Here is a 17514-nt window from a genome sequence, read left to right on the forward strand (position 1 = left end):
TTAATTTCCTAAGTTTTTCTTTCTGGGAATTTTGTACCCAGACAATTATTGGTTTTTAAACTTGTTTACACTTTTATTTCCTGATAAAATAGAAGTTATGACAAGATATAAAGCAACTATTTCTTATGATGGTTTTGCCTTTGCCGGTTTTCAGCGCCAGCCTCATGCGCGGAGCGTTCAAGAGGAAATCGAAAAAACCTTAACGAGACTCAATAAGGGGCAAGCCATCGCTGTTCATGGTGCTGGTAGGACGGATAGTGGGGTCCATGCTCTGGAACAGGTCATTCATTTTGATCTGCCCTATCAGATGGATGAGGAAAAACTCCGTTTTGCTCTGGATACTCAGTCACCAGAAGATATCGATGTGATTTCGATTGAGATTGTGGCGGATGATTTTCATTGCCGTTATGCAAAACATAGCAAGACCTATGAGTTTATAGTAGATAGGGGGCGTCCTAAAAATCCCATGCGCCGTCACTATGCTACTCACTTTCCCTATCCCCTCGATGTGGAGCGGATGCAGGAGGCTGTCAAGAAATTAGAAGGAACCCACGATTTTACCGGTTTTACAGCATCTGGAACCAGTGTAGAGGACAAGGTTCGGACCATTACAGAAGCCAGTCTTAGTGTTGATGAGACAGGGCAGTTTTTGACTTTTACCTTTTCAGGAAATGGATTCTTATATAAACAGATTCGTAATATGGTGGGGACACTGCTCAAAATCGGAAATAATCGAATGCCAGTTGAGCAGATTGACTTGATTTTGGAGAAGAAGGACAGGCAGCTAGCAGGTCCAACGGCTGCACCGAATGGCTTGTATTTAAAGGAGATTCGTTATGAAGAATAATCGTATTTTAGCCCTTTCTGGGAATGATATTTTTAGTGGTGGTGGTTTATCAGCTGATCTTGCCACCTATACCTTAAACGGCTTGCATGGCTTTGTAGCAGTGACTTGTTTGACAGCCTTGACAGAGAAGGGGTTTGAAGTCTTCCCTACAGATGATACTATTTTCCAACATGAGTTGAATAGCTTACGTGATGTCGAGTTTGCAGGGATTAAGATTGGCCTTCTTCCTACTGTCAGTGTGGCTGAGAAGGCCTTGGACTTTATCAAGCAACGTCCAGGAGTGCCTGTGGTATTGGACCCCGTTTTGGTCTGCAAGGAAACGCACGACGTGGCTGTTAGTGAGCTCTGCCAAGAGTTGATTCGTTTTTTCCCTCATGTCAGTGTGATTACGCCAAATCTTCCTGAAGCAGAATTGTTGGCTGGTCAAGAGATCAAAACATTGGAAGATATGAAAACTGCAGCGCAGAAATTGCATGATTTAGGAGCGCCAGCAGTTATTATCAAGGGAGGCAATCGCCTCAGTCAGGACAAGGCAGTGGATGTCTTTTATGATGGACAAACTTTCACTGTTCTAGAAAACCCAGTCATTCAAGGCCAAAATGCGGGTGCAGGATGTACCTTTGCCTCAAGCATCGCCAGTCACTTGGTTAAAGGGGATGAACTTTTACCAGCAGTAGAGAGCTCGAAAGCTTTCGTTTACCGTGCTATTGCACAAGCAGATCAATATGGAGTAAGACAATATGAAGCAAACCAAAACAACTAAAATCGCCCTTGTATCCCTCTTAACCGCCCTTTCTGTGGTTCTAGGTTATTACTTGAAAATTGGAACGCCAACAGGAATATTGACTCTCTTGGATGCAGGTATTTTCTTTACTGCCTTTTACTTTGGCAGTAAAGAAGGGGCCGTCGTTGGAGGACTAGCAGCTTTTCTGCTTGACCTTTTATCAGGCTTTCCACAGTGGATGTTCTTTAGCTTGGTAAACCATGGCTTGCAAGGATTTTTTGCAGGTTTTAAAGGGAAATGGCAATGGCTAGGCCTTGTCTTGGCTACTATCGTCATGGTAAGTGGCTACGCTCTGGGCTCAACTCTAATGAATGGCTGGTCAGCAGCCTTGCCAGAAATCCTTCCAAACTTCCTACAAAATACCTTGGGAATGGTTGTGGGATTTGTAGTCTTTCAGAGTGTCAAGAAGATAAAATAAAAAAGTCAGCTTCAATAGCTGACTTTTTGCTTGTCTCTATGTTTAATCAAAATAAAGCAAATCTTTGCTGGTGCTGGTAAAGAGGTCAAATCCATCCTTAGTGACAACACCGCAGTCTTCGATACGAACACCGACTTTGCCCGGGATATAGATACCAGGTTCAACAGAGAAGCACATGCCTTCTTCGATGACCATGTCGTTACCTTCCATGATAGATGGGAATTCGTGGACATCCATACCGATACCGTGACCGAGACGGTGGTTGAAGTACTCACCGTAACCAGCTTTTTCGATGACCTCACGGGCGGCGCGGTCCACTTCATGGGCAGTCACACCTGGCTTGATGAAGTCAAGGGCAGCTTGTTGGGCTTCAAGCGTCAAGTTGTAAATATCTTTTTTGAACTGGTCTGGTTTACCGACAGCGACCGTACGAGTCATATCTGAGGCATAGCCATTAACCATGACACCGAGGTCAAAGAGGAGAAGGGCGTCCTTTTCAACTTTGTTTGCACCAGGAATTCCGTGCGGATTTGCAGCGTTATCGCCAGTCAAGACCATAGTATCAAAGCTCATTTCATAGCCTTCACCTTTCATGGCAAAATCGATTTGGGCAATGATGTCTGTTTCCGTCTTATCAAGAGAAATATTGTCAAAACCAACCTTAACAGCCTTATCAGCATAGAGCCCTGCAACCATCATTTTTTGCACTTCATCAGCTGATTTGATGAGGCGCATGCGTTGAATGCGAGGAGTGAGGTTTTCAAACTCAGCAGTTTCAAAAACTGTTTTCAAACCATGGTATTTGGTCAAGATGAGATTGTCAAACTCAACAGCGACACGTTTGAAGTCGTGCTGCGGCAAAGCATTTTTGATTTTTTGCCATGGATTTTCAGAATCTACATAGCCCGCAACCGGGAAGGAAACGGTGCTACTTGCACGTTCCACTTCGAGAGCTGGGACAAAGAGGAGAGGTTCCTGATCCGCTAGGACAAAGAGGAACATTTGGCGTTCATGGGGATCACTGTAAAAGCCAGTGAGGTAATTAATAGTGACGGGGTCAGATACGACAGCGACGTCTAGTTTTTCTGATTCAAGATATGTTACGATTTGTTGTAATTTAGACATATGCTACCTTCTTTCTACCCCTCTATTTTGGCAAAAAAAGAGAGAAAATGCAAGGGAGAAGGGTAAAATAGCAGGCAAAAAGAACTCCGACAAGATAGGGGAGTTCTTTGATATAGCTTTCATTTCTTTAAGAAAAGTCAGCCTTGCTTTTGACGTCGCTGTATTCTTCAGCGATTTCTTGACTGAGAATGTCTTCATAGGCAGGGAGTTGGATGTCCTGACCGTATTTCTTCTTGAGGGCAGTAGTAACTAGGCGATAAGCTAGATTGGCATTACGAGAGAGGATAGGTCCGTGGAAGTAGGAACCAAAGACATTCTTATAATGAACCCCTTCGCCGATTTTTTCTTCGTTATTTCCATTTCCATAGACCACCTGTCCTAGCGGTTTTTGGTCATCAGAAAGGAAGGTACGTCCCTGATGATTTTCAAAGCCATAGTAGGTTTCATCGAATTCTTCATTATGGATCTTGATGTCACCGATAAAGCGGTTATTAGTCTGGTTGAGGGTGTAGTGACCCATGACACCGAGCCCTTCGATGCGTTTACCTGAAGCCTCAACATAATATTGGCCCAATAGTTGGAAACCACCACAGATAGCTAGAACCACTCCGTCGTTTTGGATGTAGTTGTCAATGCTCTCTTTTTTAGCAGGAAGGTCGCCTGCAATGATGCTTTGTTCAAAGTCTTGGCCGCCACCGAAAAAGGCGATATCATAGTGGTTTTCATCAAAGTCATCATGGAGAGAAACGATGTCAACCGTCACATGAGCTCCCAGTTTTTCAGCCACATACTTGAGCATGAGGATGTTGCCGTTGTCTCCGTAAGTATTCATGAGGTTTCCGTAAAGGTGGGCGATGTTGAGCTGATAAGGGTAGTTGCCAGCTTTTGAGGAAAGTGAAGTATAAACCATCAGTTCATCTCCTTTCTAACAATCTGACGACTAGCCAGCAGTTCGCGGAATTCTAGCATAGCAGTATAGGTAGCCAGGATATAGGCATGCTTGCAGTCTTGGTTCTCAATGGTTTTGAGAACTTGCTCCAGATTGCTTGTCTCAGTGATTTTATCAGCTGGGTAGCCAGTCACTCGAAGACGGCGTGCAATTTCAGAATGACGAACACCACCAGCGTTGATTTCAGGAATGTCCATGTCAGTGATTTGTTCAAAGTCCGCATCCCAGATCCAGCTAGTATCAATCCCATCAGCATAGTTGGCATTAAGGAGGACAGATAGGCTAAATGGATAAGGAGCTAGTTTGATCATCTCGATAGCTTGGGTCGCACCAACAGGATTTTTAATCAAGACGAGGGTGCATTCCTTGTCACCGATATGGAAGGTTTCTTGGCGTCCAAAGACAGCACGACTCTTGTCAAATCCTTGCTTGATCCGTTGCGAATCTGCGCCGAGGAAACGGGCAATAGCAACTGCAGCAAGGGCATTGTAGATATTATAGAGTCCACCGATTTGGATGCCGTATTCTTGGCCGTCAATGACAAAACGAGAGCGATTGTTGGTCAATTCAACCAAGTCTGTCAGACGGTAGTCCAAGTCAGGACGTTTGCAACCACAATTTTCACAGATATAGGCCCCCAAGTTAGCATAGGTATTGTGCTCATATTTGAGGATACCTTGACAGTCAGGGCAGAGAATACCTTCGGTATTGTAGTGAGCCAGTTGGGCTGGCCCTTTTTCCAAGTCAAAACCAAAATACTCTACAGGATTTGGAATAGCTGGCTTGTAGAAAAGCGGACTGTCACCATTGAGGAGAACTGTAGCCGTAGGCACTTTACGGATGGCATCCAAAATCATGTTATAAGTCGTGTAAATCTCACCATAGCGGTCCATCTGGTCACGGAAAATATTAGTGATGACAAAAAGGCTAGGGTGGATGTAGTCACAGATACGAGATAGACTGGCCTCGTCAATTTCTAGGACGGCAATGTTTTTTCCAGTTTTAGACGATTTGGCAGTCAAGAAGGTCGTTGCGATCCCTGTAATCATGTTGGCACCGCTTGGGTTAGTAAGAACCTGACCATAAACTTCTTTTAAAATGCCGACAGTGAGGGCAGTTGTCAGGGTTTTCCCGTTGGTTCCAGTGACCACGACAATCTCGTAGTTCTTAGCTAGATTTTGTAAAATATCTTTATCAAATTGAAGGGCGAGTTTTCCTGGGAGCGTACTTCCGCGGCCAAGACGGCTTAAAACGAAGTGGGAAGAACGCCCAGCTAGGAGGCCCAAAGTATTTTTTAATTTCATGTTTCTATTATATCATAAAAGAGGGAAAAGACAGAATTGAGATTTCGCAGAAACAAAAACAGCCCGACGAGGGCTGTTAGCTAACAAATCAGTCTCAACTTAAATCGCAAACAAGTCATTCAAGTTCTCAGCCAAAGTTGGGTGAGTGAAGATTTGTTTTGTGAAGTAAGTATAAGGGATTTTGTTGTCCATCGCAACAGTGATGATGTTGATGATTTCTTGAGAGCCTTCTGAGAAGATGCTTGCTCCAAGAATTTCTTTTGTTTCAGTGTTAACAACAGCTTTGAAGGCTCCGCGAAGGTCTCCATTTACGTGACCACGAGGCATTGCTGCAACAGGGATTTCCTTGACAGCGTATGGGAGTTTCAAATCAGCTGCTTGGCTTTCCGTCAAACCAACTTGTGAAAGTGCAGGTGTGATGAACATGGTGTTTGGCACATTGAGACGGTCTTCAAGAGTGTAGCTGCCATCTCCAGCAAGGTAGCTGTAGACAACGCGGAAGTCATCAAGTGAGATGTAGGTAAATTGAGGCCCACCGTTGACGTCTCCGACTGCAAAGACACCAGGAACGTTTGTTTGACAATGTTTATCTACTTTGATAGCACCACGTTCAGTAAGTTCGATATCTGTATTTTCAAGTTGAAGTGGTTCTACGTTTGGTTTACGTCCAGTTGCGTAGAGAAGGGCATCGAAACGGTAAGTTTCGTTTTCAGTTACGACGAGAACTTGGTCACCGTCGTTTTTGATTTCAGTAGTACGGATGTTTTGAAGCAATTCAATTCCGTCTTCTTCCATGTATTGTTTAGCAAGAGCTGCGATGGAAGGTTCTGCACGAGGTAGGAAAGTATCCAAGGCATCTAGGACTGTAACTTTGCTTCCAAGTTTGTTGTAAAGACCTGCAAATTCAAGACCGATGTTTCCGCCACCAAGAACTCCAAGTTTCTCAGGCAATTTGTCCAAGTTTTGGATACCTGTTGAGTCAAAGACGTTTTTGCTTGTAGCAAGTCCGGGGATTGGCAAGACATTAGAAACAGCACCAGTGTTGATAACGATAGTTTCAGCAGTCAGTTCTTGTTTTTCATCACCAGATTTGATTTCGATGACCTTGTTTGAAAGGAAATGCGCTTCCGCATCAAAGATATCGACACCTGTACCCGCAACAGTAGCATAGTTTTTACCATTGAGGCGACTAGTGATGGTATTTTTGGTAGCAATGACTTCTTCAAAAGACAAATCTTTCTCAGCAGCAACTAGCAAGGTTTTAGTTGGGATACAACCGATGTTGATACAAGTTCCACCATACATAGCTTTGCTACGTTCAACGAGGGCAACTTTTTTGCCAGCTGAAGCCAATTTACCAGCTAGTGTTTTCCCAGCTTTACCAAATCCAATAACGATTAAATCATATGTTAACATTTATAGTCCTCCTATTCGATTTTCATTCTAGCATAAGAAAACACTTTTTGCACAAATCTGCTACGGGAAATGAAGTGAGTTTGAAATGCTCCCTTCAAATCCTTTGAAAAACCAGTTTCGGGCTACTTTACTGCTAGAAAATCGTTTACATGATTTTCAAAAAGGATTCTACTATCTTTTGCCCCGCTCTTGTGTTATACTAGATAGGTTGCAAAGAAACTAGTACTTTTCTTTCGTGGAAAAGAAGCAACACGGTATCTCGTTTTAAAGAAGATACGTCATGAAAAGAAAAGTATAAACTAAAGCCCTATAGGGTGGCTTCGCACCACCTTTAGAAAGAAGAATAACGTGAAATTTAATGAATTTAACTTGTCTGCTGAATTGCTAGCAGAGATTGAAAAAGCTGGATTTGTAGAAGCCAGTCCCATCCAAGAACAGACCATTCCCTTGGCTCTCGAAGGAAAAGACGTTATCGGTCAAGCTCAGACTGGTACAGGGAAAACCGCAGCCTTTGGCTTGCCAACCCTTGAAAAAATCCGTACAGAAGAAGCGACCATCCAAGCCTTGGTTATCGCTCCAACTCGTGAACTCGCTGTCCAAAGCCAAGAAGAACTCTTCCGCTTTGGCCGTAGCAAAGGAGTGAAAGTTCGCTCAGTTTACGGTGGTTCCAGCATTGAAAAACAAATCAAGGCCCTTAAATCTGGTGCCCACATCGTGGTAGGAACACCAGGCCGTCTCTTGGACTTGATTAAACGCAAGGCCTTGAAATTACAAGATATTGAAACTCTGATTCTTGACGAAGCGGATGAAATGCTCAATATGGGCTTCCTTGAAGACATTGAAGCCATCATTTCCCGTGTCCCTGAAAATCGTCAAACCTTGCTCTTTTCAGCAACCATGCCAGATGCTATCAAACGTATCGGTGTTCAGTTTATGAAAGACCCTGAGCATGTGAAGATTGCTGCCAAGGAATTGACAACAGAGCTGGTGGATCAGTACTATATCCGTGTCAAGGAACAAGAGAAATTTGATACCATGACACGTCTTATGGATGTGGAACAACCAGAACTTGCTATTGTATTTGGTCGTACTAAACGCCGTGTAGATGAATTGACTCGTGGACTTAAAATTCGTGGCTTCCGTGCAGAAGGAATTCATGGTGACTTAGACCAAAATAAACGTCTTCGTGTCCTTCGTGATTTTAAAAATGGGAATCTTGATGTTTTGGTTGCGACAGACGTGGCAGCACGTGGTTTGGATATCTCAGGTGTGACCCATGTCTACAACTACGATATTCCACAAGATCCTGAAAGTTATGTTCACCGTATCGGCCGTACAGGTCGTGCTGGTAAGTCAGGTCAATCTATTACCTTTGTTTCTCCAAATGAAATGGGCTACCTTCAAATCATCGAAAACTTGACTAAGAAACGCATGAAAGGCTTGAAACCAGCGACAGCAGAAGAAGCCTTCCAAGCTAAGAAACAAGTAGCGCTCAAGAAAATCGAACGAGACTTCGCAGACGAAGCAATTCGTGGGAACTTTGAGAAATTTGCTAAAGATGCTCGTAAGTTAGCTGCCGAATTTAGTCCAGAAGAATTGGCTATGTATATCTTGAGTCTGACAGTCCAAGATCCAGACAGCCTTCCTGAAGTGGAGATTGCGCGTGAAAAACCACTGCCATTTAAACCATCAGGTAATGGCTTTGGTGGCAAAGGTAAGGGAGGTCGTGGAGGCCGTCGTGGGGACGACCGTCGAGACCGTGATCGCCGTGGTGGTCGCCGTGATGATTTCAAAAAAGGCAGTCGTGGAAATGATCGTTTTGATAAAGACAGACGTTACCGTAATAAAGACAATAAAAAACCTCGCAACACTTCAAGCGAAAAGAAAACCGGCTTTGTTATTCGTAACAAAGGAGATAAATAGAAAAAAGCGATTCACAGAGTGAATCGCTTTTATATATAAGGAGACCGATAGTAAAAGAAGATGGTGATAGTAAAGGATAGGTGAAACGGAAAGGGATTTATCATGTCATCTTCTTATAATGTTATAATATCAAAAATAAAATAGGATGTCAATAAAAAAATCGCTTTTTTTTTCTAAAATATTTTTGCTGTTCAAAATTGCAATTAAATAAGCAATTTTCAGATAATTATTGAAATAAAGACTTTTCTATGTTATAATGGAAGCGATTATATGCGAGGTAAAAAATGGCACATTTATTAGAAAAAACAAGAAAAATCACGTCTATTCTAAAGCGCTCTGAGGAGCAACTCCAAGATGAACTTCCTTACAATGCGATCACACGCCAGTTAGCTGATATTATTGACTGTAACGCTTGTATTGTGAATAACAAGGGACGTCTCTTGGGCTACTTTATGCGTTATAAGACCAATAATGACCGTGTAGAACAATTCTTCCAAACCAAAACCTTCCCTGAGGTCTATGTACAAGGGGCGAACATGATTTATGATACGGAAGCAAATCTTCCTGTTGAACATGATTTGACCATTTTCCCTGTGGAGAGCCGTGCGGACTTTCCAGATGGGTTGACAACTATTGCTCCGATTCATGTATCAGGGATTCGCCTAGGTTCGTTAATCATTTGGCGCAATGATAAGAAATTTGAAGATGAAGATTTGATCCTTGTCGAGATTGCGAGCACGGTTGTGGGAATTCAACTATTGAACTTCCAACGTGAAGAAGATGAAAAGAATATTCGCCGTCGTACGGCTGTTACCATGGCGGTCAACACCCTTTCCTATTCAGAACTGCGTGCCGTATCAGCTATTTTAGCTGAATTGGATGGAAATGAAGGACAGCTGACTGCGTCTGTTATTGCAGACCGTATTGGCATTACGCGCTCAGTAATCGTCAATGCTCTCCGTAAGCTAGAGTCGGCAGGAATCATTGAAAGCCGTTCACTAGGAATGAAGGGAACCTATCTCAAGGTATTGATTTCAGATATCTTTGAGGAAGTGAAAAAGAGGGACTACTAATGGCAAAGGCTTTAATCTCGATCGACTATACAGAGGATTTCGTAGCAGACCATGGAAAGCTAACTGCTGGAGCACCTGCTCAAGCAATATCAAAAGCCATTGATCAGGCAACCAGATTAGCTTTTGAACGTGGAGACTATGTCTTTTTCACCATTGATGCTCATGAGGAGAAGGATACATTCCACCCAGAAAGCAAGCTCTTTCCACCACACAACATCATCGGAACTAGTGGGCGTAACCTTTATGGCCCCCTAGCTGACTTTTATGCTGAGCATGAGGCGGATAGTCGCGTCTTTTGGATGGATAAGCGTCACTATTCAGCATTTTCAGGAACGGACCTGGATATCCGTTTGCGGGAACGTCGGGTTGATACAGTCATCCTAACTGGAGTCCTGACTGACATTTGCGTCCTTCATACGGCTATTGATGCCTATAATTTAGGTTATCAAATCGAGATTGTCAAGCCTGCAGTCGCCTCTATTTGGCCGGAAAATCATCAGTTTGCTCTTGGGCATTTTAAGAACACATTGGGAGCAAAATTACTGGATGAAAACCTTGCTGAAATTGAACTATAAGCCTGTTGGAAAAATGAAAAAAATCTGAAAAAAGTGTTGACAAAGATTTTGAAAGTTGATATACTAGTAAAGTAATCGACGCGGGGATGGCGGAATTGGCAGACGCGCAGGACTAAGGATCCTGTGACCGCTTTAGGTCGTGAGGGTTCAAGTCCCTCTCTCCGCATAGGGTAAGAGTTAGCTTTGGCTAGCTCTTTTTGTTTTTACAAAGAAGACTAGAGGTTACGTTTCCTATATCGAAAAATATTGGCATTAAGAACAATCATTGTATCAGAACATTTAAACTGAGTTTTCCAATTCATTCTATCAAGAATATCCTCAAAAACTAGTCAGAAAATGAAGAACTTAGGAAATGGAAAAATACTAATCAGAAAGACGTGATTATCATTTTTAAAATGAAGTAGATTTTTGATTGGTACTATTTCTCCTTATATAAGAAGGAAAGTTAGCGTTTGCTAGCTTTTTTGTTTTTTCAAAAAATAAATCAAAAAATTTTTCGATTTCATAAACATTTCATATTTGGATTTTATAATAGTCTTACAAATATGGAGGTGACAAATGAATCCAATCCAAAGAGCTTGGGCTTATGTCAGCAGAAAACGACTGAGAAGTTTTATTTTATTTCTGATTTTATTTGTCCTTTTAGCAGGAATTTCAGCCTGTTTGACTCTGATGAAGTCCAACAAAACAGTAGAAAGCAATCTTTACAAATCACTCAACACATCTTTTTCTATCAAAAAGATAGAAAATGGACAGACCTTCAAGTTGTCTGACCTAGCATCCGTGAGCAAGATTAAGGGACTGGAAAATGTCTCTCCTGAACTCGAAACGGTCGCAAAACTGAAAGACAAGGAAGCGGTGAGTGGTGAGCAGAGCGTAGAACGTGATGATTTGTCAGCATCAGACAAGAACTTGGTTAGCTTAACGGCTCTTGAGGATTCATCCAAGGATGTCACCTTTACCAGTTCGGCTTTCAATCTTAAAGAAGGGCGACACCTTCAAAAAGGGGATTCCAAGAAAATCCTGATCCACGAAGAGTTGGCTAAGAAGAACGGTCTTTTGCTTCATGACAAGATTCGCTTGGATGCTGGACAGTCAGAATCTGGAAAAGGACAGACAGTTGAGTTTGAAATTGTTGGGATCTTTTCTGGTAAAAAACAAGAGAAATTTACAGGCTTGTCTTCCGACTTCAGTGAAAACCAAGTCTTTACAGACTATGAAAGTAGCCAAACCCTTCTGGGAAATAGTGAAGCTCAAGTCAGTGCAGCGCGCTTCTATGTAGAAAATCCTAAGGAAATGGACGGACTCATGAAGCAGGTGGAAAGCTTGGCTTTGGAAAGTCAAGGTTACCAAGTTGAGAAGGAAAACAAGGCCTTTGAACAAATCAAAGACTCAGTTGCAACCTTCCAAACCTTCCTGACCATCTTCCTTTATGGGATGTTGATAGCTGGAGCTGGAGCCTTAATTTTGGTCTTGTCCCTCTGGTTGAGAGAAAGGGTCTACGAAGTGGGGATTCTACTCGCACTTGGAAAAAGCAAGATCTCAATCTTCCTCCAGTTCTGTTTAGAGGTAGTTTTGGTATCTCTTGGAGCTTTGCTTCCAGCATTTGTTGCAGGAAATGCCATCACATCCTATCTACTCCAAACTGTACTAGCCAGTGGAGATCAGGCAACCTTACAGGACACGCTGGCCAAAGCAAGTGGTCTATCAACCAGTCTCCTATCCTTTGCAGAATCCTATGTCTTTCTGCTCCTGATTGGTTGCTTATCAGTAGCCCTTTGTTTCCTATTCTTATTTAGAAAATCGCCGAAAGAAATTTTATCATCTATTAGTTAAGAAGGAGAAATCATGACTTTATTACAATTGCAAGATGTTACCTACCGTTATAAGAACACTGCTGAAGCAGTTTTATATCAGATCAAGTATAATTTTGAACCCGGAAAATTTTATAGTATCATTGGTGAGTCAGGAGCAGGAAAATCCACTCTCTTGTCCCTACTGGCTGGTCTAGATAGTCCTGTTGAAGGTTCTATCCTTTTCCAAGGAGAGGACATTCGGAACAAGGGGTATTCATACCATCGCATGCACCATATTTCCTTGGTCTTTCAAAATTATAACTTGATAGATTATCTTTCTCCGCTGGAAAATATCCGCTTGGTCAACAAAAAAGCCAGCAAGGATACTCTTCTTGAACTTGGTTTGGATGAAAGTCAGATCAAGCGGAACGTTCTCCAGTTATCAGGTGGTCAACAGCAACGTGTTGCTATTGCTCGCAGTTTGGTATCAGAAGCTCCAGTTATTCTAGCTGATGAGCCAACAGGAAATCTGGACCCTAAAACTGCTGGAGATATTATCGAACTGCTCAAATCACTTGCCGAGAAAACAGGTAAATGTGTCATCGTCGTTACGCACAGTAAAGAAGTGGCGCAAGCGTCAGATATTACACTTGAGTTGAAGGACAAGAAACTGACTGAAACTCGCAATACTACTAAATAATATGAGCTTGTTTTGATAGAATTATGAAATCAAATCTAGAAAGGGAACCTATGTTACACAACGCATTTGCCTATGTTACAAGGAAGTTTTTCAAATCGATTGTTATCTTCCTGATTATTCTCCTCATGGCGAGCTTGAGTTTGGTCGGTTTGTCGATCAAGGGAGCTACAGCCAAGGCTTCTCAGGAGACCTTTAAAAATATCACCAATAGCTTCTCCATGCAAATCAATCGACGCGTCAATCAAGGAACGCCTCGAGGTTCTGGGAATATCAAGGGTGAGGACATCAAAAAAATCACCGAAAACAAGGCCATCGAGTCTTATGTTAAACGTATCAATGCTATCGGAGATTTGACTGGATATGACCTTATCGAAACGCCAGAAACCAAGAAAAATCTCACCGCAGACCGTGCCAAACGGTTTGGAAGTAGTTTGATGATTACAGGTGTCAATGACTCCTCAAAAGAAGATAAGTTTGTCTCTGGCTCATATAAGCTGGTTGAAGGTGAGCACCTAACCAACGACGACAAGGACAAAATCCTCTTGCACAAGGACTTGGCAGCCAAACACGGCTGGAAAGTAGGGGACAAGGTTAAACTGGATTCCAATGTCTACGATGCAGACAATGAAAAAGGTGCCAAGGAAACAGTCGAAGTGACAATTAAGGGACTCTTTGATGGTCACAATAAGTCAGCAGTAACCTACTCACAAGAACTCTACGAAAACACAGCTATCACAGACATTCACACTGCTGCAAAACTTTATGGATACACAGAAGACACAGCTATTTATGGGGACGCAACCTTCTTTGTAACAGCAGACAAGAACTTGGATGACGTCATGAAAGAGTTGAATGGTATCAGTGGTATTAACTGGAAGAGCTACACACTTGTGAAGAGCTCCTCTAACTACCCAGCTCTAGAGCAATCCATCTCTGGTATGTACAAGATGGCCAACCTCCTCTTCTGGGGTAGCTTGAGCTTCTCAGTTCTTCTCCTTGCACTCTTGCTCAGTCTTTGGATCAATGCTCGTCGCAAGGAAGTGGGAATTCTCCTCTCTATCGGTCTCAAGCAGGCAAGTATCTTGGGGCAATTCATCACCGAATCGATTTTGATTGCCATTCCTGCTCTTGTTTCGGCTTACTTCCTAGCCAACTACACAGCCCGTGCCATCGGAAATACTGTTCTTGCCAATGTCACTTCAGGTGTTGCCAAGCAAGCCAGCAAGGCTGCTCAAGCCTCTAATCTTGGTGGTGGTGCAGAAGTAGATGGCTTTAGCAAGACCTTGTCGAGCCTAGACATTTCCATTCAGACATCAGACTTCATCATCGTCTTTGTCCTTGCTCTGGTTCTAGTGGTTCTCGTTATGGCGCTTGCCTCAAGCAATCTCCTTAGAAAACAACCAAAAGAGCTCTTGCTCGATAGTGAATAAAAAACTTGCTACCTATTCTCCCCTAAATGGGGTATAATATAGGTAGCATTTTTATCTATTTCATCTTGATAAGGACTCTACCTATCAGGATGAAACAGAGAAGATTTACAAGAAATTTAAAGGAATGTGAAACGTTTTTTCTATGAAAATTTTAATTGTAGAAGATGAAGAGATGATCCGTGAGGGGATCAGTGACTATTTGACGGATTGTGGTTATGAGACCATTCAGGCTGCGGACGGTGAGGAAGCTCTAGAACAATTTTCCAGCTATGAAGTAGCACTAGTTTTACTGGATATCCAGATGCCCAAGCTCAATGGTTTAGAAGTCCTAGCTGAGATTCGTAAAACCAGTCAGGTTCCTGTCTTGATGTTGACTGCCTTTCAGGATGAAGAATACAAGATGAGTGCCTTTGCTTCTCTGGCAGATGGCTATCTGGAAAAGCCCTTCTCACTCTCCCTTTTAAAAGTGAGAGTAGATGCGATTTTCAAGCGCTACTACGATACGGGACGAATCTTCTCCTATAAGAATACCAAGGTGGACTTTGAGAGCTACAGTGCAAGCCTAGCAGGCGAGGAAGTGGCTATCAATGCTAAAGAGTTAGAAATTTTGGACTATCTGGTGAAAAATGAAGGACGGGCCTTGACTCGATCTCAGATAATCGATGCTGTCTGGAAGGTGACAGATGAGGTGCCTTTTGACCGTGTTATTGATGTTTACATCAAGGAACTGCGGAAAAAGCTAGACTTGGATTGTATCCTCACTGTGCGTAATGTTGGTTATAAATTGGAGCGAAAATGAAACGAACAGGTCTATTTACTAAAATATTTATCTATACCTTCTCGATTTTTAGTGTTCTGGTTATTTGTCTTCATTTAGCCATTTATTTTCTCTTTCCATCAACTTATCTAAGTCATCGTCAGGAAACCATTGGCCAGAAAGCGACAGCCATTGCCCAGTCCCTAGAAGGGAAAGATAGGCAGAGTATCGAGCAAGTGTTGGACTTGTATTCCCAGACTAGTGATATCAAGGGGGCTGTTAAGGGAGAGATGACCGAGGACAAGTTGGAGGTCAAGGACAATCTTCCTCTGGACACGAATCGCCAGACCACCTCTCTCTTTATCGAGGAGCGTGAGGTGACAACCCAAGATGGTAGCACTATGACACTTCAATTTCTAGCTTCGATGGACCTGCAAAAGGAAGCGGAGCAGATTAGTCTCCAGTTTCTCCCCTATACCTTACTGGCATCCTTTCTGATTTCCCTCTTGGTGGCCTACATCTATGCTCGGACCATTGTTGCGCCGATCTTGGAAATCAAGCGGGTGACCCGTCGGATGATGGACCTGGATGCTCAAGTGCGGTTGCGCGTGGACTCTAAGGATGAGATCGGTGATCTTAAGGAACAAATCAATAGCCTTTACCAGCATCTTTTGACTGTCATTGCGGACTTGCATGACAAGAATGAAGCCATTCTCCAGTTAGAAAAAATGAAGGTTGAATTCCTACGAGGGGCCTCTCATGAATTGAAAACACCTCTGGCTAGTCTCAAAATCCTAATCGAAAATATGAAAGAAAATATCGGTCGTTATAAAGATAGAGACCACTATCTGGGAGTTGCCTTGGGGATTGTGGATGACCTCAGTCACCACGTTCTTCAGATACTTTCTCTTTCTTCGGTCCAGGAATTGCGAGAGGAGAAGGAAAACATCGACCTACTCCAAATGACGCAAACTCTGGTTAAGGATTATACTTTACTAGCCAAGGAAAGAAAAGTTCAGATAGACATTAGCTTGTCCCATCAGCAGGCTTACATAAACCCATCTGTCATGAAGTTGATTCTATCGAATCTCATCAGCAATGCTATCAAGCACTCCACTTCAGGTGGCCTGGTCCGCATTGGCGATAGAGAAGGAGAACTCTTTATCGAGAATAGCTGTAGTCCTGAAGAACAAGAAAAATTGGCTCAGTCTTTTTCTGGCAATGCTAGTCGCAAGGCCAAGGGTTCAGGAATGGGGCTCTTTGTGGTCAAAAGTTTATTAGAACACGAGAAATTACCTTATCATTTTGAGATGCAAGATGATCGTTTGACCTTCTTCATGTCTTATCCTAAAGTCGATCAAGACTAAGGGAAAGAAAGGGTTTACATTGATTGAGTTGGAAGAAATTCAATCTAAAGTATGGGAAAAACTAGCTTTTTTTGTCAAAAAGTGATAAAATGAACAATGTAAATGGGATGTCCCAAAAAATATATAGGAGGCCTGACAAATGGCAATCGTTTCAGCAGAAAAATTTGTCCAAGCAGCTCGTGACAACGGTTATGCAGTTGGTGGATTTAACACAAACAACCTTGAGTGGACTCAAGCTATCTTGCGTGCAGCAGAAGCTAAAAAAGCTCCAGTTTTGATCCAAACTTCAATGGGTGCTGCTAAATACATGGGTGGTTACAAAGTTGCTCGCAACTTGATCGCTAACCTTGTTGAGTCAATGGGTATTACTGTACCAGTAGCTATCCACCTTGACCACGGTCACTACGAAGATGCACTTGAGTGTATCGAAGTTGGTTACACTTCAATCATGTTTGACGGTTCACACCTTCCAGTTGAAGAAAACCTTAAATTGGCTAAAGACGTTGTTGAAAAAGCACACGCTAAAGGTATCTCAGTAGAAGCTGAAGTTGGTACTATTGGTGGTGAAGAAGACGGTATCATCGGTAAAGGTGAATTGGCTCCAATCGAAGACGCTAAAGCAATGGTTGCAACTGGTATTGACTTCTTGGCAGCTGGTATCGGTAACATCCACGGTCCATACCCAGCAAACTGGGAAGGTCTTGACCTTGACCACTTGAAGAAATTGACTGAAGCTCTTCCAGGCTTCCCAATCGTATTGCACGGTGGATCAGGTATTCCTGATGAGCAAATCCAAGCAGCTATCAAACTTGGTGTTGCGAAGGTTAACGTTAACACTGAATGCCAAATCGCATTCGCTAACGCAACTCGTAAATTTGCTCGTGACTACGAAGCAAACGAAGCTGAATACGACAAGAAGAAACTCTTCGACCCACGTAAATTCTTGGCTGACGGTGTAAAAGCTATCCAAGCATCAGTTGAAGAACGTATCGACGTATTCGGTTCAGAAGGTAAAGCATAATCTAGCTGAACAATACAGATGAAACCTGC

At 42.7% G+C, this 17514-nt stretch carries 16 protein-coding genes and 1 tRNA gene; 13 read left to right on the forward strand and 4 right to left on the reverse strand.

Features of this window, described 5'->3' with window-relative positions; genetic code table 11:
- The first annotated feature begins 97 nt into the window (after positions 1-97).
- From truA to EL140_RS02520, 3 genes are read left to right on the forward strand one after another with little or no spacing between them, the layout of a single operon-like run.
- Positions 98-847 carry a tRNA pseudouridine(38-40) synthase TruA gene (gene truA / locus EL140_RS02510; protein ID WP_000199174.1) on the forward strand — a complete coding sequence of 250 codons (750 nt, stop codon included), beginning with the start codon at positions 98-100 and terminating at the stop codon, positions 845-847.
- Positions 837-1610 (forward strand): bifunctional hydroxymethylpyrimidine kinase/phosphomethylpyrimidine kinase, encoded by a 774-nt coding sequence (locus tag EL140_RS02515; RefSeq protein ID WP_000794789.1) that lies wholly within the window; start codon positions 837-839, stop codon positions 1608-1610. The genes truA and EL140_RS02515 overlap by 11 nt, the downstream gene beginning before the upstream one ends.
- Positions 1588-2049 carry an ECF transporter S component gene (locus EL140_RS02520; protein WP_000814995.1) on the forward strand — a complete coding sequence of 154 codons (462 nt, stop codon included), beginning with the start codon at positions 1588-1590 and terminating at the stop codon, positions 2047-2049. The genes EL140_RS02515 and EL140_RS02520 overlap by 23 nt, the downstream gene beginning before the upstream one ends.
- 42 nt (positions 2050-2091) lie before the next feature.
- On the opposite strand, the gene EL140_RS02525 is transcribed toward EL140_RS02520, so the two are convergent.
- The 4 genes from EL140_RS02525 to EL140_RS02540 all read right to left on the reverse strand — a co-directional run bounded on the left by EL140_RS02525 (position 2092) and on the right by EL140_RS02540 (position 6843).
- Complete coding sequence (locus EL140_RS02525; protein WP_000040925.1) at positions 2092-3174, reverse strand: M24 family metallopeptidase; 1083 nt, start codon at positions 3172-3174, stop codon at positions 2092-2094.
- Between the two features lie 127 nt (positions 3175-3301).
- Positions 3302-4084 (reverse strand): lipid II isoglutaminyl synthase subunit GatD, encoded by a 783-nt coding sequence (gene gatD, locus EL140_RS02530; protein ID WP_000263174.1) that lies wholly within the window; start codon positions 4082-4084, stop codon positions 3302-3304.
- Positions 4084-5427, reverse strand: a complete 1344-nt coding sequence (gene murT, locus EL140_RS02535) for a lipid II isoglutaminyl synthase subunit MurT (protein WP_000769287.1) — start codon at positions 5425-5427, stop codon at positions 4084-4086. Before murT ends, gatD begins: the two co-directional genes overlap by 1 nt.
- Before the next feature lie 99 nt (positions 5428-5526).
- Complete coding sequence (locus EL140_RS02540) at positions 5527-6843, reverse strand: FAD-containing oxidoreductase (RefSeq protein ID WP_000958950.1); 1317 nt, start codon at positions 6841-6843, stop codon at positions 5527-5529.
- A 348-nt stretch (positions 6844-7191) separates the two neighbouring features.
- Here EL140_RS02540 and cshA point away from each other — a divergent pair, with 348 nt between their 5' ends.
- From cshA to EL140_RS02590, 10 genes are all read left to right on the forward strand, one after another.
- Complete coding sequence (cshA, locus tag EL140_RS02545) at positions 7192-8766, forward strand: degradosome RNA helicase CshA (RefSeq protein ID WP_000671080.1); 1575 nt, start codon at positions 7192-7194, stop codon at positions 8764-8766.
- A 284-nt stretch (positions 8767-9050) separates the two neighbouring features.
- Positions 9051-9839, forward strand: coding sequence for a GTP-sensing pleiotropic transcriptional regulator CodY (gene codY, locus EL140_RS02550; RefSeq protein ID WP_000940726.1), 789 nt, complete (start codon positions 9051-9053; stop codon positions 9837-9839).
- The gene (locus tag EL140_RS02555) at positions 9839-10414 is read left to right on the forward strand and encodes a cysteine hydrolase family protein (RefSeq protein WP_001029650.1); all 576 of its coding nucleotides are present in this window, start codon (positions 9839-9841) and stop codon (positions 10412-10414) included. Before codY ends, EL140_RS02555 begins: the two co-directional genes overlap by 1 nt.
- An 80-nt stretch (positions 10415-10494) precedes the next feature.
- Positions 10495-10580 (forward strand) — tRNA-Leu (locus EL140_RS02560).
- Positions 10581-10972: 392 nt separating this feature from the next.
- A complete protein-coding gene (locus EL140_RS02565) occupies positions 10973-12250 on the forward strand; it encodes an ABC transporter permease (protein ID WP_001068259.1) in 1278 nt (425 codons plus the stop codon).
- Positions 12251-12262: 12 nt separating this feature from the next.
- A complete protein-coding gene (gene vex2 / locus EL140_RS02570) occupies positions 12263-12910 on the forward strand; it encodes an ABC transporter ATP-binding subunit Vex2 (RefSeq protein WP_000173735.1) in 648 nt (215 codons plus the stop codon).
- Between the two features lie 50 nt (positions 12911-12960).
- Positions 12961-14340 carry an ABC transporter permease subunit Vex3 gene (gene vex3, locus EL140_RS02575; protein WP_000903000.1) on the forward strand — a complete coding sequence of 460 codons (1380 nt, stop codon included), beginning with the start codon at positions 12961-12963 and terminating at the stop codon, positions 14338-14340.
- A 142-nt stretch (positions 14341-14482) separates the two neighbouring features.
- Positions 14483-15139, forward strand: coding sequence for a response regulator transcription factor VncR (vncR, locus tag EL140_RS02580; RefSeq protein WP_000697949.1), 657 nt, complete (start codon positions 14483-14485; stop codon positions 15137-15139).
- Positions 15136-16464: a sensor histidine kinase VncS gene (gene vncS / locus EL140_RS02585; protein WP_000831365.1), complete on the forward strand. Its 1329-nt coding sequence runs from the start codon at positions 15136-15138 to the stop codon at positions 16462-16464. Before vncR ends, vncS begins: the two co-directional genes overlap by 4 nt.
- Positions 16465-16603: 139 nt before the next feature.
- A complete protein-coding gene (locus tag EL140_RS02590) occupies positions 16604-17485 on the forward strand; it encodes a class II fructose-bisphosphate aldolase (protein ID WP_001018996.1) in 882 nt (293 codons plus the stop codon).
- Positions 17486-17514 lie beyond the last annotated feature (29 nt).

Source organism: Streptococcus oralis ATCC 35037, assembly GCF_900637025.1.
Lineage (GTDB): Bacteria > Bacillota > Bacilli > Lactobacillales > Streptococcaceae > Streptococcus > Streptococcus oralis.